Origin of the sequence: Nocardia sp. bgisy134, assembly GCF_965341865.1 — a bacterium.
Lineage (GTDB): Bacteria > Actinomycetota > Actinomycetes > Mycobacteriales > Mycobacteriaceae > Nocardia.
Genome location: NZ_CBDQZP010000017.1, coordinates 139,187 through 163,717, shown reverse-complemented (window position 1 = coordinate 163,717; position 24,531 = coordinate 139,187). Strand labels below are relative to the sequence as shown.

Below are 24,531 nucleotides of genomic sequence, written 5' to 3'. Positions count from 1 at the left end.
CACGGCCCAGCTCGGCGAGACGACCGTCACGCCGACGTCGAGCCGGATCCCGCTGGACAGTGATCAGTATTCGTTCATGAACCTTTCCAGGACCGGGCCGACGACGACCATGGCATGCGGGTGGCTCAGCTCGAGGTGGCGTGCGTCGACGATCGTGTTGTGCATGTTGCCGGTGACGTACGGGCGCCATGTCCGCACGAGAGCGCCGTCGTCCATGCGGTCTTTGCCTGCGGTGAAGAACACCACCTCTCCGTCGAAAACTTCTGGCCGGTGATCGGCCGCGATCTTGCTCGCGGTCTCGAAACTCTCCATCACGCGGTCCGCCTGTTCGGCGGTGAACAGCCCGGTGCCGACCACCTGGTCCCGGATGACCGCCCACGCCTGTTCGTGCGTGTCCGCCTGCACCCCGTCACCGAGGTCGAACAGTTCTCGCCAACCGCCGAGTAGGTCCGCCATCAACTCTCCCGGCGCGGGCTCGTCCCCGGTGGTGATCGTCGCAGCTGCCGTCGGATCCGAGGCGTCGGCGGAGGAATCCAGCAGGGCCAGCGTTCCGACGAGCTCACCATCGCGCTGAAGCTGCACTGCCATCTCGTGCGCGATCTGCCCGCCCAGCGACCAGCCGAGCAAGTGGTACGGCCCGCTCGGCTGTATCCGGCGAATCTCGGCCACATACCGCTCGGCCAATTCGTTCACGGAATCCGCACGTGGTTCGCCCGCCACGACATGCGGATCCTGCAAGCCGTATACCGGTCGATCCTTGTCCACATGTTCGACCACGCCGCCGTAGAACCACGCCAATCCCCCGGCGGGGTGCACAGCGAAGAGGGCGGGCTTCGATCCGCCGGCACGCAGCGGAAGCAGTACCTCCAGACCGGAGCCGCCCTCGGCCTCATCGACCCTGCGCGCCAGCGCCTTCGGTGTCGCATCGTCGAACATCCATGGCAACGCGATCGTCACACCGCGAGCACGCAGTTCGGTCACCACCATCGTGGCCAGCAGCGAATTGCCGCCCAGGTCGAAGAACCCCTCCGAGATCCCGACCCGCGTGACGCCCAAGACCCGCGCGTATACGTCGCTGATCGCTTTCTCGGTATGCGTCCGCGGCGCGACGAACTCGTCCACCGATACCTCGAAATCGGGAGCAGGCAAGGCGTTTCGATCGAGCTTGCCGTTGACGGTCAACGGCAGATCGGGCAACACCATCACTGTCGACGGCACCATGTAGCTAGTCAGCATCTCGGCAGCGGCCTCCCGGACCTGGCCCGGATCGATCTCCCGGCCGTCGACGCCCACGACGTAACCGATCAACTGATCGACGCCGCTGGCGTGCCGGTGCACCGCCGCGGCGGCCCGCGTCACCTGCCGGTGCCGGAGCAGCGCCGACTCCACCTCGCCCAGCTCGATGCGGTAACCACGCAACTGCACCTGCGCGTCAGCCCGGCCGACGTAGTTCAACTCGAGCCCAGTGGCGGTCTTTCGCCACCGGCCCACATCCCCGGACCGATACAACCGGGCACCGTGCGGGTCGAAGGGATTCGCCACGAATCGTCCCGCCGTCACAGCAGGGGCTCCCAGGTAGCCCCGCGACAATTGCCCACCGGCCACATAGATCTCTCCGGCGGCGCCGATCGGCGCCGGGCGCAGCCGGTCGTCGAGCACGTATACGCGCAACCCCGGAAGCGGTGTCCCGATCCCGGCCGCGTCCGTCCGATCGATCTCGGTGAACGTGACATGCACTGTCGTCTCGGTGATCCCGTACATGTTGATCAATCGCGGCGATCCGGGCTCGTGCGCCGCAAACCATCCGGTCAACCGGGACGCATCCAGTGCCTCGCCGCCGAATACGACGTAACGCAGCGTGAGTTCGCCAGCGGTGCAGCCGGATTCGCGATACTCGCGCTCTGCCGCGGCGAACCCGTAGAACGCCGACGGTGTCTGGCTCAACACCGTCACGCGCTCTCGCGCCACGAGATCCACGAACGCCTCCGGCGACCGGGATGTGTGGTAGTCGACGACGACCAGCCTGCCGCCGGACAGCAGCGCGCCCCACATTTCCCACACCGCGAAATCGAAGGCGTAGGAATGGAACATCGTCCACACGTCGTCCGGGCCGAAGTCGAAGCGTTCGGCCGTGTTGGCGAACAACGTGACCGCGTCGCGATGGCTGACCGTCACCCCTTTGGGGCGGCCCGTCGATCCCGAGGTGTAGATCACATAGGCCACGTTGTCCGGCCGCGGGTTCGGCGCCACCGGATCGCAGCCGCCCGCTGCTGTCGCGTCCGAACCATCCTCGACGAGCAACACCGGCGCGGCGTACTCCGGCACCGCCGATGCCAACTCGACCGATGTCAGCACGGCGGCCGGGCGTGCGTCGTCGAGCACGAACCGCAATCGGTCCGGCGGATATGCCACGTCCAGTGGCAGATACCCGGCGCCCGCTCGCATCACCGCGAGCAGGCCAACGACCAATTCGATCGAGCGCGGTAACGCCACTGCCACCAGTGATTCCGGCCCCACGCCCTGCTCGCTCAGCCGCGCGGCGAGATGGGTGGCCTGCCGATCCAGCTCCGCATAGGTCAACTGTGACGCACCGTCGGAGACCGCGACCGCGTTCGGCTGGGCCAGGACTCGGGCAGCGAACAGGTCGACGAGCGTCACGTCCGCGACCACGACGCCGTCTTCGCCCGCCGAGTCGAGCAATTCGCGGCGCTGTATCGGATCGACGATCTCGATATCGCCGACCGCGCCCGCCGGATTCGCGGTCACCTCCTCCAGAATTCGTACGTAAGCGTCCGCGAACCGAGTCATCGTCTCTTCGACGAAGAGATCGGTGGCGAAGGTGAGCCGACCCGCCATGCCATCCGGACGGCCTCGGTCACCGAACCGCTCGACCAATTTCATGCTCAAGTCGGCCTGTGCCTGCTCGAAACCGTCTTCCATCGGCTCGATGCCGATCCCCGGCAGTTCCAACGCGGCCTTGCTCAGGTTCTGGACGTCGAGCGTCACCTGGTACAGCGGAAGATGCGCAGTCGACCGGGGCGGATTCATCGCTTCCACGACTTGCTCGAAGGGAACATCCGCATGCTCGAACGCCGCCAGGTCCGTGTCACGGGTCGCGGCGAGCAATTCGGCGAACGGCTGTCCGGGCCGCACCCGCGACCGCAAGACCAGCGTGTTGACGAACATGCCGATCAGATCATCGAGCTGACGCTCGCCACGGCCGGCCACCGGGGTGCCGATCGCGATGTCGTCGACGCAGGCCGACCTGGACAGCAGGACGGTCAACGCGGCGTGCAGGACCATGAAGACCGTCGCGTTCGCGGCGCGCGCGACAGCGACAATCCGTTCGTGCAGTTCGGCGGGAAGCTCGAAATCGACGGCGCGGCCGCGCATGGACGCGACGAGTGGCCGGGGCAGGTCGGTCGGCAATTCGAGCAGCTCGGGCAATCCGTCGAGGGTGTCTTTCCAGAATCGCAACTGCCGGGACATGACCGAGTCCGGATCGTCCGCCGAGCCGAGCATCTCTCGTTGCCACAGCGCGTAATCCGCGTACTGGACCGGAAGGACCGGCCACATCGGTGCTGTCCCTTGTCTACTCGCCTCGTACGCCAGTGCCACATCCCGCGCGAGCGGCATCATCGACTGGCCGTCGGCGCAGATGTGGTGCACGCAGATGACCAGAACGTGGTCCCGGTCATCGACAGCGAACAATTCGATACGCAACGGGGGCGCCTGTCGCACATCGAAACCCGTCGAGACCACGGCGATCGCTCGTTCCCTCACATGCTTCTCGTCGACCCGGACGGGCGTCGGTACCGAGGCGACCTCGTCGACGCCGACGGCAACCTGACACGGCTGTCCGTCGGCCATCGGGAACTTGGTCCGCAGCGACTCGTGCCGGTCGATGACCAGTGAACACGCGTGCCGCAGCGCGGCTATGTCGAGTTCTCCGCGCAGCCGGATCACCAGCGGGATGTTGTACGCACCGACCGTGGTGTCGAACTGATTGAGGAACCACATCCGCTGCTGCGCCGGTGACAGCGGCACGAGCGGCGGCCGGAGTCGCGGCGTCAGCGGCAGTCGGGAGTCGCGGTCGAAAGTATCCAGGCAGGAGGCGAGTTCGGCGACCACAGGTTTCTCGAACAGGTCTCGGACCCCGATACGCACTCCCAGTGCCGTGCTCGATTGCGCGGCCGCCCGTGTCGCCGACAGCGAGTCGCCTCCGAGGTCGAAGAAGCTGTCCGTCGCCCCTACGCTGTCGATGCCCAGGACGCTTCCGAACACCTCCGCGATGCGCCGCTCGGCGTCGGTGCTCGGAGCGACCCATTCCCGACGGTCCGCGAATTCCGGGGCGGGAAGCGCCAGGCGGTCGAGTTTGCCGGTCGTTGTGAGGGGCAGCTCGGCGAGCATCGTGAACACGTCGGGCACCATGTGCGCGGGCAGTCGCAACCGCGCGGCGGCCCGAACCTCGTTCGGATCCACGTCCTCGTCGGTGACGAGGTAGCCGACGAGTCGATCCAGGCCGCGCTGGTCCTTCCGCAGCATGACGACCGCGTGCTCGATCCCGGGATACTCGGCCAGAACAGCTTCGATCTCACCGAGTTCGATGCGCTGACCGCGGATCTTCACCTGGAAATCGCGCCGTCCGAGGTGTTCCAGGGTGTGCTCCGGTGTCCAGCGGGCGAGGTCGCCGGTGCGGTACATGCGCGAACCCGCCGCACCGAACGGATTCGCCACGAACGAGCCTGCCGTCGCCGATGCCCAGTTCACATATCCTCGCGCCAGCTGCACACCCGCGAGGTACAACTCCCCCACCACCCCGACCGGCACCGGCCGCAACCACGCATCCAGGACGACAGCCTCGACTCCACGGCTCGGCCCGCCGATGGTCACCGCACCATCCGGTCGCAGCGCGGCACTGATACACGCGAGAACCGTCGTTTCGGTCGGGCCGTACCCGTTCAACAAGGTCCGGCCCGGCGCCCACATCGCGACCGTTTCCGGTGTCACCGCCTCCCCACCGGCCATCAGCACCCGCAGCGAATCCATACCGGTCGGCGACATCGTCGCCAGCACACTGGGCGTGACGAACGCATGCGAAATCCGCTGTGCGCGAATCAGTTCTGCCAGCTCGTCGCCGCCGAACACCGCCGGCGGCGGCACCAGGAGCACAGCGCCTGCGGTGTGGGCCAGCAGCACATCGATGAGCATCGCATCGAAGCCGGGAGCGGCGGCCTGCAGCACTCGCGAACCAGTGTCCACACCGAACCGGTCTCGCTGCACGGCCGCGAAACTCGCCAGCCCCTCGTGGGTGACCGCGACCCCCTTCGGCATTCCGGTCGAGCCGGAGGTGTAGATCACGTAGGCCACGTCCCGGACGTCCGGTGTGCGCACGCGCTCGGCGTCGGTCACGGCGGCCGCCGATCGCGAGGCGATCGACGTCGCGGTGTCCGGATCATCGAGGACCATCGGGCGCACCGTGCCGGGCAGCAGATCCCGCAGTGCCTCGACCGTGACCGCAACCCGCACCTCGGCATCCGCCACCATGAGCGCGACGCGCTCGGCCGGATTCCGCGAATCGACGGGCACGAACGCCGCGCCCGCCTTGGTCACCGCCCACAGGCCGACCACGAATTCCGCCGACCGCGGCATCGCCAGCGCGACCTGATCCCCCGGGCCTACGCCCCACGCGATCAACTGCCGCGCCACTCGGTTGGACCAGGCATCCAATTCCGCGTAGGACACGGTACGCCCACCGGAAACAACGGCCGCCGCCTCGGGATCGACCGCAACGCCCGAGGACAGCAGGTCCGCTACGAGGCACGGCGCCATGGCGCTGCCACCTGAGCGGGGCACGAGCGCGCACCGCTCGCCCGCGGACAACAGATCGATCGCACCGAGCCGCCTGCTCGGATCGGTCGTCACCGCACGCAGCACGGTGTCGAAACGGGCCGCGAGACCAGCCGCTGTCACGTCGTCGACGCGGGCCCGCTGGTAGCGGAGCCGGACTTGCAACTCGTCGGTGTGGTGCGCCTGCACGGTGATCGGGTAATGCGCCGCGTCGCGGCCATCCGCCGAGACCACCCGCATACCGTCGACATCGGCCTCGCCGAGGCCACTGCTGTCGACCGGATACGACTCGAAGACGACCAGAGTGTCGAACAGCTGGCTGCTGCCCGCGGCCAGCATGATCTGTGACAGTTCGAGGTAGTGGTGGTCGAGCAGACGGGTGTTGTCCGCCTGCAGTCGACGCAGCGCGTCCTCGATGGTCAGATCCCGCCGGACATCGGCGGCGACCGGAATCGTATTGATGAACAGACCGATCGTCGACTCGACGCCCGGCAGTTCAGCGGGACGGCCGGATACCGTGCTGCCGAAGGTCACCCGTTCGACACCGAGCAGATTGCCCAGCACCACGGACCAGGCGAACTGCACGATCGTCGCCATCGTCACCGCTCGCGCCCGCGCGAACGTCACCAACTCTGCCGTCGCGGCACGATCGAGGACGATCGGCAGATCGATCGGGATGTCCGCGGTCGTCGCCGTCTGTGGATCGGCGACCAGCGAGGGCTCGCTGATATCTCGCAGCGCGTCCCGCCACACCTCGGCGCTGGTAGCGCGATCACGCCGGCCCAGCCATTCCAAGTAGTCGCGGTACGAGGTCGCCGGGGGAAGCAGTTCCGGCTGTGCGGCCACGGCGTACAAACCGATCAACTCACGCCACAGCAGCGGCAACGACCAGCCGTCCAGCAGAAGATGGTGCGCGGTCAACACCAGCCGGAAGTCGTGCGGCCCCACGGCGACGAGCAGGAACCGCAACAGCGGCGGGTCGGCGGGATCGAAGACGACCGCCCGCTCGGCGTCGATCAGCTCATCCAATTCCCTTGTGCTGCCGCAGTGTTCGACGCTGCGCCAGCACACCGTTGTGGCGGCGGGAACAACCTGCACGGGAACGCCGTCGGCCGTTCGCGTGAACGCGGCCCGCAGGTTGGGATGCCGCACGAGCAAGGCTTTCGCGGCACGCTCGAGCCGATTCTCGTCGACCACGCCGGTGAGACCGAGGACCGATTGCGCCGTGTAGACGTCGAGTTCGCCCGCCGCGAATTCGACGTGGAACAGCAGACCCGCCTGCAGCGGCGCCAGCGACCAGACCTCGCCGAGTCGACCGTACCGGTCGGCGAAGGTGTCCAGATCGCGCTGTGTGAGGTCGACCAGTGGAACATCTGCCCGCGACAATCCCCATTCGTCGTCCGCACGAGCCATGGCGGCGATCTCGGTGACGGCGTCGACCCATCCGCCGACGAGTTCGGCCACCTCTTCGTGTTCGAGCAACCGCGAGGCGTAGCCGACATGTGCCGACAGCTCGGGTCCGGCCTCGGTGTCCACGATGTTCACGTCGATCGTGATCACCGCTGCGGCAGGCATATCCGGATCGAAGGCGGCCCGCCGATCGAACTGCTCGTCGGTCGGGACCCACGCGATATCCGACAGCGAGGTGAGGTCGACGCCGGCGCGGCCGAGATTGTTGAAACTGATCTGCGGCTGGGGCGCCGACGCGAGCCGGTCGGCCGTGTCGGTGTTCAGATAGCGCAGCAGGCCGTAACCGATGCCCTTGTCGGGGATCTCGCGCAGCTGGTCTTTGACGGACTTCGCTGCCGCGCGGAGGTCCGTGTCATCGATTCCACTGAGGTCGAGCGCGACCGGGTACGTGCTGGTGAACCAGCCCACGGTGCGCGAGACATCTGCTCCTGCGGCGATCTCCTCTTCGCGGCCGTGTCCTTCCAGGAGGACTTTCGCGCCCGGGTGCGTGATGCCGCGGCGCCTGCGCCAACCGACCAGCGCGACCGCCAGAGCGGCCAGCAGCGCATCGTCGACGCTGCCGCGCACGGCTCGCGGCACCGCGTCCAGCAACGCCGAGGTCACTTCGGCCGGGATGGACACCGTCAGATGCCGCACCGTCGCCTGGGTGTCGACGGCGGGATCCCATTCCGCGCTCCCGAGTTGCGGATCGGCTGCCGCACTCATCCGCTGCCACAGCTCGAACTCGTCACCCCGGCCTGCCGCCGCGGCGATCGACGCGTGTGCCCACCGCCGCATGGATGTGCCCTGGGCAGGCAACTCGACCGCCCGCCCCTGGCTGATCTGCTGCCAGGCGGTGACGAAGTCGGGCAGCAGGATCCGCCACGACACCCCGTCGACAGCCAGGTGATGAATCACGATGAGGGCACGGGCATCGGCCTCGACACCCGATTCCGGAAGCAGGCACGCGACCTGCAGCATCCGGCCCTCGGCGGGATCGAGTCGGTCGGACGCGTCGGTCAGCGCCGCTTCCACCACGGCGGTGAAACCGGCGCTGCCCGGCGCCTCGTGCGCCCCGAAGGTTCGCACGAACACCGAGCCCGCGGCATCGGCAGTGCCGACGGGAAGCACCTCCATGCATCGTTCGCGCAGCCGCGAGCGCAGCATGTCGTGCTGTTCCAGCACCGCACGCACGGTCGCGATCACGTCATCGACTCGTGCGTCCCGCGGCAAGCGCGTCAGCATCGACTGCGCGAACCGATCGGCTGCCCCGAGCCGCTCGACGAACCAGGACACGATCGGCGTGAAGGGGATTTCGCCCACGCCACCGCCCGGCAGCTCCGCGAGCGACACTCGTTCCGCGGCCTCGGCCACCTGTGCGAGTCCCCGAACGGTCTTGCGCTCGAAAATGTCCCGAGCCGTCACGATGACACCCGATGTCTTCAGCCGCGATGCCAACTGGATCGACATGATCGAGTCACCGCCGAGCGCGAAGAACGAGGTCGTCACGCCCACCGACCCGATGCCGAGCACGTCCGCGAAGGCGGCGGCGATGGTGCGTTCCAGGTCGGTCGCCGCGGCGACGGCGTCGTCGCCATCGACCTCGAAGACGGGTTCCGGCAACGCTTTTCGGTCCACCTTGCCAGTCGAGGCGAGGGGCATGTGGTCGAGCACGGTGATCGTCGACGGCACCATGTAGGCAGGCAAGACGGCGGCGACGTGCTCCGACACGGCGCTCGACTCGACGACTTCCGCGGCTTCCGCCACGATGTATGCGGCGAGCATCGGTTGCCCGCCGGGCCCCGTTCTGCTCACGGTGACAGCAGCGGCCACCTTCGGATGGGAGAGCAGCGCGGCGTCGATCTCGCCGAGTTCGATGCGCTGGCCACGAATCTTGACCTGGAAGTCGATGCGGCCGACGTATTCCAGCGCGCCCTGCGCGGTCCAGCGAACGGTATCGCCGGTGCGATACATCCGCGACCCCGGCGCACCGTACGGATCCGCGACGAACGCACCCGCTGTCGCGGCAGGGCGATTCAGGTAGCCGCGCGCCAATGCGGCACCGGAAAGGTACAGCTCCCCGGTCACCCCCACGGGCACAGGACGCAACCGCGCGTCCAGCACCACAGCCTCGACACCACGGATCGGACCGCCGATGGTGATCACATCGGACGGCTGTACCGGATCGCTGATCGTGACCACGATCGTCGTCTCCGTCGGGCCGTAGATGTTGTGCAATTGCCGTCCCGGCGCCCAGGCGGCGATCAGGTCAGCCGACACCATCTCGCCGCCGACCGCCAGCACCCGCACCGAGGCGAAGTCCGCGAGTGACACCGTCGCCAGCACGCTGGGTGTCAGGAACGCGTGGGTCACCCCATGCGCGCCGACCAGTGCGGCCAGATCCGGGCCGCCGAACACCTCCGGCGGCGACACGACCAGGCAAGCGCCTGCCGCACACGCCATCAATGCTTCGAGCAGCACCGCGTCGAAGGCGGGCGCCGCCACTTGCAGTACACGCGACGTGGCGTCCACGCGATAGCGCGCCCGCTGCTCGGCCGCGAATCCGGCCAAGCCCTCGTGCGTCACCACGACACCTTTCGGTGTTCCGGTCGAACCGGACGTGTAGACCAGATACGCCGCGTCCCGAATCTGTAGTGCCCGTGCGCGCTCCGCATCCGTGACAGCGTGGCCCGGCTGTGCGGCGATCTCGGCGGCCGCATCGGGATCGTCGAGCACGACCCATCCGACATCTCCCGGCAGCGACTCTTGTACGGCCGCAATGGTGATCCCCACGGTGACACCGGAATCGTTCACCATGTGCGCGATCCGCTCCACGGGATATCGCAGATCCACGGGGACGAAGGTGGCGCCGGTCTTCGCTATCGCCCACATGGCGACGTGGTAGTCGACCGACCTCGGCACGGCCAGCGCGGTGAACACCCCCGGTCCGACCCCTCGGGCGAGCAGGTGCCCGGCGAGCTGGCTCGACCGGCGATCGAGCTCGGCGTAGGTGAGGGTCTCGGTCTCCCCGATCAGGGCGACCGCCGCCGGATCCGCTGCCACGGCCGCGGCCAGCAGTTCGGGCAGCAGGCACGGCGACGTGGTCTTCCCACCATGTGCCGGGACCAGCCGTTCGGCCTCCCTCGCACTGAGCAGATCGATGTCGCCCACCGCGCGCGCCGGGTCGGCGGCGACCGCTTCGAGGACCCGCACGAACCGCTCGGCGAGCGATTCCGCGGTCGATGCGACGAACAGGTCTGTCGCATAGGTGATCTCGCCATCGATTCCGGCAGGCCGCCGGCCGTCGACGCGTTCGGTCATCAGCACGGTGAGGTCGGTTTTGGCCTGTGCCAGTCCGGGGTCGAGCAGTTCGACATCGATACCGGGCAGCTCGAACCGGGCCGCACGCATGTTCTGCAACCCGAACATCACCTGATACAGCGGCGTATACGCCGTCGATCGGGGGCGGTCGAGGACATCGACCAGCCGTTCGTAGGACACATCGGCGTGCGCGAGGGCCTCGAGGTCCACGTCGCGGACCTCCACCAGAAGTTCCCGGAACGACCGGTTCTCGCGGACACGCGTGCGCAACACCACGGTGTTGACGAACATGCCGACCAGATCGTCCAGCGCCTGGTCGCCTCGACCGGCGACCGGGGTGCCGACCGCGATGTCCTCGCTGTGCGCGGTGCGCGCCAACAGGATCGCCAACGCCGTGTGCAGCACGACGAACACGGTGACGCCCTCACGGTGTGCCAGCCGCACGATGTCGTCGTGCAGCCCCGCCGAGATCGCGAAGGGAACGCTGCCACCGGCCATCGACATGGCGGCAGGCCGTGGCCGATCGGTCGGCAGTTCGAGCAGCTCCGGGGCCTCGTCGAGAACCTCGGTCCAGTAGACGATCTGCCGCGCGATCAGCGACGCCGGATCGTCCTCGGCGCCGAGCATCTCGCGCTGCCACAGCGCGTAGTCGGCGTACTGGACGTCCAGTGGTTCCCATTGCGGCGCTTCGCCGTTCACCCGCGCTTCGTAGGCGGCGAAGACATCGCGGGCCAGCGGCGCCATCGATGAGCCGTCGGCGGCGATGTGATGGACCACGAGCACGATCACATGCTCGTCGGCGCCGGTGCGGTACAGCCGTGTCCGCACGGGCGCCGATTCCGCGACATCGAAACCCGTCCCGACGGCCTGCCGGATCCGGTCGGCCAGCTCCGCCTCGTCGGCGACCGGCTCCGGATCCGGCACCAGGTCCCTGGCCACCGCCGCAACGTCCTGCACGACCTGGCACGGCTCGCCGTCGACAGCGGGATACACCGTGCGCAGCGGCTCGTGCCGGGACACCACATCGAGCAATGCCGCCCGCAACGCGGCTACCTTCAGCCGGCCCGTCAACCGGGCCGCGAGGCAGATGTTGTACGCCGCCGAAGCGGTGTCGAACTGGTTGAGGAACCACATCCGTCGTTGCGCCGCCGCCAACGGGACCGCCGCCGGACGTGGCCGGGCGGCGAGCGGAACCACCGCCGAACCGGTTCGCTCGCCGAGGCATTCGGCCAATCCGGCGATCGTCGGCTCGTCGAAGATGTCGCGGATGCCGACCTCGATACCGAGCGCCGCGGCGGCCCTCGCCGCGATGCGGGCGGCGGTCAGCGAGTTGACCCCGATCTCGAAAACGTTCGCCGTCACGCTCACTCGGTCGATATCCGTGATCTCGGCGACGATTTCGGCAAGGGCCGCTTCGTATTCGGTGCGCGGCGGCACGAATTCCTCGCCGTCGTCGAAGACCGGCTGCGGCAAGGCGGCTCGATCGAGCTTGCCGTTCGGTGTCAGCGGCATCGCATCGAGCACCTGTACGGCGGCCGGAACCAGGTACGACGGCAGTGCACGGGTGAGCTGGTCGCGAATCGCGCGCCCATCGGTCACCGCACCGGGTACGAGCGTCGCGTATCCGACGATGTGTTCCGCCGTGGCGACCGCGACGGCGCGTGCGACATCCGGGAGCGCGGACAGCGCCGCTTCGACATCACCCGGTTCGACCCGCTGACCGCGGACCTTGACCTGGAAATCACTGCGGCCCAGGTACTCCAGCTCGCCGGCTTTCGTCCACCGGACGAGATCACCGGTGCGATAGAGCCGCTCGCCCGCCGCGCCGAACGGGTGCGCCACGAAGACACCGCAGGTGAGATCGGCACGAGCGTGATAACCGCGGGCCAGCTGGACACCCGAGATGTACAGGTCGCCGACCACACCCACCGGCACCGGCCGCAGCCGCGAGTCCAGAACGTAGACCCGCATGCCGGACACCGGTGTGCCGATCGGGACCATCGCGCGGGTCGTCACATCCGGCACACAGCGTGCAGCCGTGACGACTTCCGCCTCGGCCGGGCCGTACCAGTTCACCACCTCGGCCTTCGCGAACACGCGCGCCGCCGCGTCGACGGTGCGCTGCGCCAGCGCCTCACCGGCAACGAGTACTCGCCGGATCGACGACAGCTCCGTGCCGGCGGTGGTTTCGAGGAGAACGTCCAGCATCGAGGGGACGAAGTGCACGGTACTGATCCGGTGTCGCGCGATGACGCCCGCGAGGTACGCCGGGTCGCGGTGCCCGTCGTGTTCGGCGACCACGATCTGCGCACCGGTCTGCAACGGCCAGAACAACTCCCATACCGCGATGTCGAACGTGATCGGAGTCTTGTACAGGACCGTGTCGGACGCGTCGTGTGGCCACTCCCGCTGTGCCCACGCCAATTGGCTCACGGTCGCGGCATGGGTCAGCGCGACGCCTTTGGGAACGCCGGTGGAGCCGGAGGTGAACAGGACGTAGGCCACATTGGTCGGCCGCAGCGGCGCGCGGCGCTCCGAATCGGTGATCGGGGCATCGGCAAGACCTGCCAGGTCCACTCGATCGATCCGCGCGGTCTCGAACCCCTCCGGAAGTTCGTCGCCGTCCGCGGATGTGGTGAGCACCATCAACGGCCGCGCCGCGTTCAGCACGCCGGCAATTCGCGCGCTTGGAGTATCCGGATCTATCGGAAGGAACGCCGCCCCCGCCTTCACCACCGCATACAGCGCCGTGATTTGCTCGACCGATCGCCGAATGCAGACCGCCACAACAGTTTCCGGGCCAGCCCCGCGCGCGATGAGCCATCGGGCGACACGGTTGACGCGGGTGTCGAAATCCCGATAGGTCGACACGGTGCCGTCCGAGACGCGAATCGCCGGAGCATCCGGGGTGCGGGTGACCTGTTCGTCGAAGGCGTCGACCAGTGTCCGGACTGCCGCGGCGGGAACGGCGGCGGCGTTCCATTGCTCCAGCACCAAGTGCCGCTCCGCGGCATCGAGCAACTCCATCCCGCCGACCGCCGCATCGGCGTCGGTCGCGGCAGCGTCGAGTACGCGCACGAATTGTTCGGCGAAACGCCGGACGGAGTCCTGATCGAAAAGGTCCGCGGCATACGTCAGGCGCAGCGTCATGCCGGTCGGCTCGTTGTGGGTGCCGTGCCCCTCCGTCATCATCAGCAGCAGGTCGTAGATCGCGGCACTGTCGCCCGGATCCACGTTCTCGACGGTGAGACCCGGAAGTTCGACACGCGCCTGCGCGATGTTCTGGTAGGCGAGCATGACCTGGAACAACGGCGTATGGGCCGTCGACCGGGCGGGATTCACGGCCTCCACCACCTGCTCGAAGGGGACGGTGGCATGGTCGAAGGCCTCGATGTCCGTGCGCCGCACCTGGTTCAGCAAGCTGGAGAACGATTGATCCACCGTGACCCGGGTGCGCATCACCAAGGTATTGACGAACATCCCGACAAGGTTGTCGAGCGATCGGTGACCGCGGCCCGCATAGGGCACACCGATGGTGATGTCGCCGCTGCCCGAAAGCCTCGACAGCAACACCGCCAGCGCCGTGTGCACGACCATGAACGTCGTCGCGCCCGCTCGCCGCGCCAGCGCCTCGACCCTGCCCTGCAACTCACCGGGGATCGTGACATGTTCGACCGCGCCACGTTGCGTCTGCACGATCGGTCGCGGCCGATCGGTCGGCAATTCGATCACATCGGGGATGCCCGCGAGCTGAGTGCGCCAATAGCCGACGTCGCGGGCCAGGTACGAGTCCGGGTCGTCCGCCGAGCCGAGCACCTCGCGCTGCCAGAGGGCGTAATCGGCGAACTGGACGGCCAGCGGAGCCCAGTCCGGCGGGTTACCGCTGGACCGCGCACGATAGGCCGTCACGATATCGGCGGCCAGCGGCGCCACCGAAAAGCCGTCGCAACTGATGTGATGGACGGCCAACGCGACCACCCACGCCTGGTCCGACAGCTGATACAGCGCAATGCGCAGTGGCACGCCCTTCGACACGTCGAATCCGGCACCCGAGAACTCGGCCAACCGGTCCGACAGCTCGCGCTCGCCGACCGGCTGCGGCGTGAGGTCCCAGGTCGCGACAACGTCGGCCGCGTCGAGCACAACCTGTGTGGGCGTGCCGTCGACCGCCGGATACATGGTGCGCAGGCTCTCGTGCCGCTCGACGACATCGCCGACAGCCGCGGCGAGCGCATCGATGTCGAGCACACCGTCGAGCCGGATCGCCAGCGGTACAACGTATCCGGGTGAATCCGGATCGAACTGGTTGAGGAACCACATCCGCGCCTGTGCCTGCGACAGCGGAACGCGGTCCGGGCGCTGCTTCGGAGCGGGCTCGGGCAGATTCGGTACCGCACGCAGCCGCGAGATACGTTCGGCAAGGTCGGCAACGGTGGGCGCCTCGAATATCACCTGCACCGGTACGGCCACGCCGACGACCTCGCCGATCCGGCTCAGCGCGCGCGTCGCGACGAGCGAATTTCCGCCCAGGTCGAAGAAGTTGTCGTCCGCGCCGATCTCCGGGCGATCGAGCAGTTCGGCGAAGATCCCGGCGACTGTCTGCTCGACGAGTCCCTGCGGCGCGCGGTACTCGGATTCCTGGTTTCCCGGGTCCGGCGCCGGCAACGCTCGGTAGTCGACCTTGCCGTTGGCCGTGACCGGGATCGCGTCGATCCGGATCAGCGAAGACGGCACCATATACGCCGGCAGCCGTTCGAGCAGAAAGCCCCTGACTCCCTTGACATCCAACGCCTCGGTGGCCACCACGTAGGCCACCAAGCGTTGCTCGCCGCGATCGGTGCGCACCTGCACGACGGTCGCGTTCACCTGCTCGTGGGCGACCAACGCGGCTTCGATGTCACCGAGTTCGATCCGCAGACCGCGAATCTTCACCTGGGTGTCGGCGCGGCCGACATAGCGCAGGCTGCCATCCGCGCCCCAGCGGACCAGGTCGCCGGTGCGGTACAGCCGGGAACCGCTCGCACCGGACAAAGGATCGGCGACGAACGTCGCCACCGTCAGACCCGGCCGTCCGTGGTAGCCGCGAGCCAGCTGGACGCCGCCGAGGTACAGCTCACCGGTCACCCCGACGGGAACGGGACGCAGTCGCGAATCCAGAACGCGCACCACCACATTCGCCTCGGGAATGCCAATCGGCACTGCGCCGCCGTCGAGCGCGTCGATGCGGTGCGAGGTGACGCTGACCGCGGCCTCCGTCGGCCCGTACAGATTGTCGATGCGCGCCGCGCCGAGATCCCGGAAGCGACGGACGGTGTCGGCAGGCAGCGCCTCGCCGATGCACAGCACCCGCCGCAGGTCCGGGAATTCGTGTTCGGCAGCCTGCTCGAGGAATGCGGAGAGCAACGACGGCACGAAATCCACGGTCGTGACGCGATATTCGGCCATCAGCCGGGCCACGGCGGCGGGATCGACATGCGCGTCGGAACCCGCGACAACCAACGCCGCGCCGCAGGTCAATGCGGAAAACAGCTCCCAGACGGACAGGTCGAAGGTGAACGGCGTGCGCAACAGCATGACATCGTCGCCGCCGAACCCGTAGTGGTCGCGCAGCCACCGCAGTTGATTCACCACCGCCGCATGCGTTACCGCCACGCCCTTCGGCACACCCGTCGAGCCGGAGGTGTAGATGACATACGCCAGATCGTCCGGGCGCAAAGCCCGGATCCGGTCGGCGTCTGTCACCTCCGACGTATCCGCGTGCTCGGTACCGAGCTGCTCGAACGTCCACACCGGAACGCCATCGGGCACATTCGCCCTGTCGACCGCTCGGGTGAGGACGGCAGTCGGCATCGCGTCGGTGAGGACCGCGCGCACCCGATCGACCGGGTGATCCGGATCCAGCGGCAGATAGGCCGCGCCCGCCGCGTGGATCGCGTACAGCGTGGTCAGCAGGTCAACGGATCGACGCATCGCAACGGCAACAACGGTTCCCGGACCGATCCCCCGTCCGATCAGCACACGCGCCAGCGAATTCACCCTCGCCGCGAATTCTCGGTAACCGATCCGGTCGCCACCCTCGGCATCGATCACGGCGGTGTTCCCCGGGGTCGCCGCTGCCTGCGCGGTGAACAGGTGGGCGATCGTCGCGGACGAAGGACGGGTCGTCTCCCCGGTCGACCGCGCCATCAGCTCGCGCGCCTCGTTCGCGGTCAGTAGATCGATATCACCGACAGCGCGGGCGGGATCAGCGACGATCGCTTGTAGCAGCTGCAAGTAACGGTCGAAGATCGAGGTGATCGTCGCTTCGTCGAACAGATCTGTCGCATAAGCGAATTCGACTTCCATGTCGCCCGGTTCACCGTCCGGCTCCAGCGCGTCGACGAGATTCAGATGCAGGTCGTACTTGGCGACGCTCGAATCAGCCATCCGGGCCGAAACCGTCAGGCCCTCGAACGCCACGGTCGGGATCTCGATGTTCTGGAACGAGAATCCGACTTGCGTCAACGGCGCATGCGCTGTCGTACGTGGCGGATTCAGCACCTCGACGAGCCGCTCGAACGGGATGTCGGCGTTCTCGAAGGCGGCCAGATCGGTGGCCCGGACCTGATCGAGTATCCGGAGGAAGGACGCGGCGGGCTCGATGCGTGTCCGCAATACCAGCGTATTGACGAACATTCCGACCAGGGCATCGAGTCCGGGCTCGCCGCGACCGGCGATCGGTGTGCCGACCGCGATATCACCGCTTCCCGAAAGCCGCGCCAGCAGCGCAGCGTACGCCGCGTGCATCACCATGAAGACCGTCGCATCGTGGCGGCGGGCCAACGCGACCACCTCACGATGGAGTTCCGCGGGCACCTTCGTCGACACCGTCGCACCACGGAACGACTGTTTCGCCGGCCGCGGGCGATCGGTGGGCAGGTCGAGCACCTCGGGCACATCGGCGAGAGCCGCGCGCCAGTAGTCGATTTGGGCGACGGTCTGGCTGTGCGGATCGCTCTCGGTGCCGAGCATTGCGCGTTGCCACAGAGCGTAATCCGCGTATTGCACAGGCAACGGCGCCCACGGCGGTTCCTGTTGCCGGACGCGGGCTTTGTACGCGGTCATCAGGTCTGCGGCGAGCGGCGCGAGCGACGACCCGTCGAAGCTGATGTGATGGACGACGAGGACCAGGGTGTGGTCGTCGGGTGCGCTGCGCAGCAAGGTGATCCGGAACGGAACCTCGGCCGTGACATCGAACCCAGCGGCCACCTCCGCGGCAATGTGTGCCTCGACGTCGCTCGCCGCGACCGGCAACGGCTCCAGCCGGGGCAGTGCCGTCTCCACCGACACGACCACCTGGTGCGGTCCGCTGTCGCTGTCCGGGTAGACGGTTCGCAGGGATTCGTGCCGGTCGAGCACATCCGCGATCGTCGCGCGCATGGCGGCGACGTCGAGTTCTCCCGACATGTGGACGACCATCGGAATGTTGTACAGCGCCGAGCTCGTATCGAACTGATTGAGGAACCACATGCGCGCCTGCGCGGGCGACAGCGGGATTCGGACCGGGCGCTCTTGCGGCGCAAGAGGTTCCCGTCCCGCCGTGTCGCTGGTCCGGAGATTCTCCGCCAAGGCGGCGATGGTCGGCGCATCGAAGACCGCGCGCAACGAGACATCGACACCGAACGCGACGCTCAGTTGCGCCGCCACCCGAGTGGCCGACAACGAGTTGCCGCCCAGATCGAAGAAGCTGTCGAGGACGCCGACGTGCTCGAGCCCCAGCACCGCGGCACAGACGTCGACGACGATCTGCTCGGCAGCGTCTCGCGGTGCGACGAATTCGACGATGCCAGCGGCGAATACCGGTTCGGGCAAGGCCGCACGGTCGATCTTGCCCACCGACGACAGCGGCAGCGTGTCGAGCAGCATCACCGTGTCCGGGACCATGTGCGAGGGCAGGCGTTGCGCGGCGTACCTCAGCAGCTCCGCGGTATCGACGGTCTCGATCGCAGGCACGACGTAGGCGGCCAGTCTCGATCCACCGTCGGTCTCGACGCCCACCGTCACCGCCACCGCCACGGCGGGGTGCGCGGCGAGGACGGCCTCGATTTCGCCGAGTTCGATGCGCTGACCCCGGATCTTGACCTGGAAGTCGGTGCGACCGAGGTATTCGAGCGTTTCCTCCGGTGTCCAGCGGGCCAAGTCGCCGGTCCGGTACATACGGGTACCGGGGGGACCGTACGGATTGGCGACGAACGCGGTGGCCGTGGCGACCGGCCGGTCGAGGTATCCGCGGGCCAGCTGCACTCCGGACACATACAGCTGTCCGGTCACTCCGACCGGCACGGGCTGCAGGCCGGTATCCAGGACCACGGCCTCGACACCACGAATCGGGCCACCGAGGGTGACTCGCTCCCCGACACACAGCGGGTCGCTGATCGCGACCATGATCGTGGTCTCGGTCGGCCCGTACCCATTGAACAGCTGCCGACCGGGTCCCCAGACGGAGACCGTCTCCGCCGACACCGCCTCCCCACCGGCCACCAGCACCCGCAGTGAATCCAAACCGTCCGGCGACATGGTCGCCAGCACGCTCGGCGTCACGAACGCGTGGGACACCCGCTGCGCCCGAACCAATTCCGCCAAGTCGCGCCCTGCGAAGACTTCCGGCGGCGACACCACCAACGCCGCGCCGTTCGCATGAGCCATCAGCAACTCCAGCACCACCGCGTCGAAGCCCGGCGCCGCCAGCTGCAACACCCGCGAGGAACCGTCGACCCGATAGCGCTCCCGCTGCTCGGCCGCGAAATTCGCCAACCCCTGGTGGGTGACTGCGACACCCTTCGGCGTCCCCGTCGACCCCGAGGTGTGCAGCACGTACGCCGTGTCCGAGATACGGCAGGGCCGCACCCGGTCCGCATCCGTCACCGTCGCCGAGGACCGTGACGCGATGCAGACCGTGGTGTCGGGCTCGTCGAGCACCAACCGCCGGACCGAGTCCGGAAGCAGGTGCTGCGAAGCCTCGACGGTGATCCCCACCCGCGCGTCGGCATCGGCCACCATGAGCGCGACCCGATCGGCCGGATTTCGCGGATCCACCGGCACGAACGCCGCGCCCGCCTTGGTCACCGCCCATATCGCCACCACGAACTCCACCGACCGCGCCATCGCCAACGCGACCTGATCACCCGGGCCTACACCCCACCCGATCAATTGCCGGGCAAGACGGTTCGACCAAGCATCCAACTCCGCGTACGACACCGTGCGATCACCCGAGACCACCGCCGCCGCGCCCAGATCCCGTACCGACAACAACTCCGCCAACACCCGCGGCGCCTCGGCACGGCCACCCGACGCGGGCAGCAACCCTGCCCGCTCGACCCCCGACAGCACATTCACACCACCCACCCGGACCTGCGGATCGGACACGACCGCCTCGAGGACCCGATTCAGCCGCGCGGCCAGCTCCTCGACCGTCGCCCGATCGAACAGATCCGTGGCGTAGTCGATCCGCAGTGCGACATCGCCTCCCGCGGCGGTGTTTTCGGCGACGGTGACGATGATGTCCACCTTCGCCGGTTGCGGCCCGGGATCCAGGATCTCGACGGTGAGGTCGGGGAGCTCCAGGCTCGGGCGGTCCATGTTCTCGAAGGCGAGGTACACCTGGCACAGCGGTTCGTACGCGGTCGACCGCTGGGGATCGATTTCCTCCACCACGCGTTCGTAGGGCAGGTCGCTGTTGGCAAAGGCATCGAGATCGACATCTTTCACCCGCGCCAGAAAGGCGGTGAAGGATTCGCCGGAACGCACCTCGGTGCGCAGCGGCACGGTATTCACGAACATGCCGATGAGCGGTTCCAGCGCACGCTCGCCGCGGCCCGCGACCGGCGTCCCGATGGTGATGTCCTTCGAGCCCGACAGCCGGGCCAGCAGAACCGCCAGGGCGGCATGGACGACCATGAAAGTAGTGACGTTGGCCGTGCGAGCCAACCGCTCGATCCCGGCGAAGGTCTCGGCCGGTATCACGGTGTCGGCGACGTCGCCGCGCATGGACTGGTGCGCAGGGCGCGGACGGTCGGCGGGCAGCTCCAGCAACGGCGGCATCCCCGCCAACTGCTTTGCCCAGAAACGCAACTGGCGTGCCGCCACGGACTCCGGATCGTTCTCGTCACCGAGCAAGTTGCGGTGCCAGATGCTGTAGTCGGCATATTGCACCGTCAGGGGCTGCCAGGCCGGCTTCTTTCCTTCCGACCTCGCTTCGTAGGCCGTCACGACATCGGCCGCGAGCGGTCCGAGGGACGATCCGTCGCAGCAGATATGGTGCAAGACGATGACCAGGACATGCCGATGCCGGTCCGCGGACGCGAGCAGCGTGACCCGGATCGGCGGACTCGTACGCACGTCGGATCCGATCGACGCCAGGTCACGGAGCCGCTGCGCGAGGTCGGCGGAGTCGATCGGTTCGGGTGACAGATCGAGACCGGCGACAACGTCCTCGGCAGGCAGAACGACCTGTGTCCCTTCTCCGTTCACGACGGGATAGACGGTCCGCAGGGACTCGTGCCGATCGATCACATCCGTCAGGGCCGTGCGCAGCGCAGCGACGTCGAGACGGCCGGTCAGCTGCACCACCAGTGGAATGTTGTACGCCGCCGAGGCCGGATCGACCTGATTGATCAGCCACATTCGGTTCTGCGCCGGCGACAGCGGGATCGGCTCGACGCGTGGCTGCGCGCGCAACGCGAGGCGGCCGGGGCGGTGCTCGGCGTCGATGAGCGCGGCGAGTTCGACGACGGTCGGCTTGCCGAACAGATCCCGGACCGACAGATCGGATCGGGTCAGCTCGGCGATCCGTACGGCGGCGCTGGTCGCGGTGAGCGAATTACCACCCGCTTCGAAGAAGTTGTCCAGCACGCCTACCCGCTCCAAGCCCAGCACCTCGGCGAAGACGTCCGCGATCGTCTCCTCCATCACCGTGCTCGGCGCGACGTACGCCGCGGCCGAATCGAAGACAGGCTCGGGCAGCGCCCGATGGTCGACCTTGCCGTTGACGGTCAGCGGCAACTCGGGCAACACCACGACGACGGCGGGGACCATGTATTCCGGCAGGATCGTCGCGACATGCGCGCGCAGGGTGTCGGCCCCACCGGCGATTTCGCCGATGGGCACGACATAGGCAACGAGCCGCGCCGCCTCCGTGCCGGGCAGATGCACGACAACGACTGTCGCTGAGACTGCGCTGTGGGTCAGCAGCGCGTTACGTATCTCGTCCAGCTCGATGCGGAACCCGCGCAGCTGCACTTGCTGATCGCCACGGCCACGGTATTCCAGCTCGCCCGTGTGGTTCCAGCGCGCGACATCGCCGCTGCGATAGAGTCGCTCGCCCGGCTTGCCGAAGGGGTTGGCCACGAAACGTCCGGCGGTGAGTGAAGGCCGGTGGAGATAGCCGCGGGCGAGTTGCGTTCCGGCGACATAGATCTCACCCCAGGCGCCCAGTGGCGCCGGACGTAATCGTTCGTCCAGGACATACGCGCGCAGCCCCGGCAGCGCCGGGCCGATCGTGCTCGGCGCGCCCGGCATCGCGATCTGCGGTGTCAGGCCGAGATAGGTGACGAAGACAGTGGTTTCGGTGATGCCGTAGCTGTTGGCCAACACAGGCAGCTTCGGGTTGTGTTCGTACCAGTCCGCCAGCGCCGCCGGGTCGAGACGTTCGCCCGAGAGAACGACCAGTCGCATCGACAGCTCACCGTCGGGCTCACCGGCGTCCGCGTAACGCTGTCGTGCCGCGGCGAATTGGTGGAACGCGGAGGGCGTCTGGTTGAAGACGGTCACCTTCTCCAGTGCCACCAAGCGCACGACATCGTCCGGCGAGCGAGTGGTGAGGCTGTCCACGACGACCACCCGGCCGCCGCTGACCAATGCGCCGAAGATCTCCCACACCGAGTAGTCGAACGCGAACGAATGGAACAACGTCCACACGTCTCCGGTCCGGACGCCGATCTCGGCGCACGCGTTCACCAGGTAGGTCGCGACGGCGCGATGGGTGATCGCCACGCCTTTCGGCCTGCCTGTCGATCCGGAGGTGTAGATGACGTAGGCGACGTTGTCGGGGCACAGTGGGCTCGGCCGATCGGCGTCCGTGATCGGCGCCGCCGATTCGTCGCAGGCCGCGCCGTCGAACAGCACCACACGACCGGGATCGCCCGGCACGTGCTCGCGCATACCGCGGGTCGTCACGACGGCGATCGGATCGGCATCGTTCAGCACATATTCCAGCCGATCGGCCGGATGCGCGACGTCCAAGGGCAAATACCCCGCACCCGACTTCAGGACGGCCAGCGCAACGACGATGAGATCGGCGTCCCGTGGCATCGCGATGGCTATCAGTGATTCCGGACCCGCTCCGAGGGCGATGAGCGTACGGGCGAACCGGTTGGATCGCTCGTCGAGCTCGCGATAGGTCAGGGCGGTCTCACCCGATCCGACGGCCACCGCGGAGGGTGTGGCGGCGGCCTGCCGCGTCAGCAAATCTACGAGCGTCGCTGTGCTCGTTGCGCCGTCACGACCGGCGAGCTGCCCGACGATGCGCGCCTCTTCGGCGGGGTCCACGAGCGGGATCTCGACCAGAGGGGTTTCGATGGGCGAATCCATCAAACGATGCAGGAAGGCGATGAACCGACCTGCGTGCGCATCGAGTTCGTCCTGGCTGTACAAATTCGCATTCCCGTGCAGTTCGATCAGCAGCGGCGCGTCGGCCCCGGAACGGTACAGATTCAGCTGCAGATCATCCAATGCGCCCGACGTCAGTGCGCGGTAACGGCCGACGGCCGACCCGAGGCGGATCTCCGAGTCGAAGAAGAGGATATTGACAATCGGTCCGAACGAGGTCGCGGATGCGTCCAACGCATTCGAATCGCGACGCAGATCCTCGAACCTGTAGAGCTGATGCCGCATCCCGGAGACGAGTTCGGACACCGACGCGCGGATCACTTGCTCCACAGTGGTCGTCGCGTCCACGGTGAACCGAATCGGCACCATATTCGCCAGCATCGCGGCAGAATTGCGCAGGGCTTTCGTCACACGAGCGCTGACCGGCATCGACAACACCACGTCGTCGGTACCGGTCATTCTGGCGAGGAACGCGGCGAAGGCCGCGATGACCACTTGCGCGGGCGATGCGTGCAGGTCGTCGGAGAAACGGTCGAGCATGGTGGACAATTGCGACGGAAGCTGCTGGCCCGCGACATGATCGACCTTGCTCCACCGGGCTGTGCGACCGGACAGGCTCGGCGGCGTCGGAAGATCGGCAACCTTGTCGAGCCAGTACGCCTTGTCGGTCTCGAACCGCGAGCTGACGCGATAGGCGCGCTCCGCCTCGACGATGTCGCGCAATCCGGCCGCCTCCGACGGCACGGGCGGCCTGCCTTCGAGCAAGGCGTTGTAGTGCTCGGCCATCCGGGTGATGACGTTGAACGCGGCGTAGCCATCGACGATGAGGTGATGGGCACGCCCGTACCACAGGTACCGATCTTCGGCGAGCCGGATCAGCCGCGTCGCGGTGAGCCGGTCACGGCTCAAATCGACAGCCTTGGTGTTGTAATCGCGCCGCATCCATTCCATTGCCGCGGCGAACGGGTCGTCCTCGCCGCTGACGTCGAGAATGGACTCGTTGTAGGTGATGCTGCGGTCGACGAATTGATAGGGGACGCCGTTCGACTCGACCACCCGGACGACGAGAGATTCGGTTTCGCGGCTGGCGTCGTTCACCGCCTTGGTGAATACGTCGTGGTCGATCGGCCCCGCGATTTCGATGTAATGTGCGATGTTCACCGTCGGCCCCCCCGACAGGTTGTCCGCGAGCCACATGCCGTACTGCGCCCTCGAGAGCGGAATCAGATCCAGCTGGTCGGCAGTTTCGGCTGACTTTGGGTTCAT

The 24,531-nt window shown here is 67.5% G+C and carries 1 protein-coding gene; it reads right to left on the bottom strand.

The window, feature by feature from the left end; translation table 11 throughout:
- Window positions 1-63: 63 nt before the first annotated feature.
- Complete coding sequence (locus tag ACRWNM_RS27270; RefSeq protein WP_431970948.1) at window positions 64-24,531, bottom strand: non-ribosomal peptide synthase/polyketide synthase; 24,468 nt, start codon at window positions 24,529-24,531, stop codon at window positions 64-66.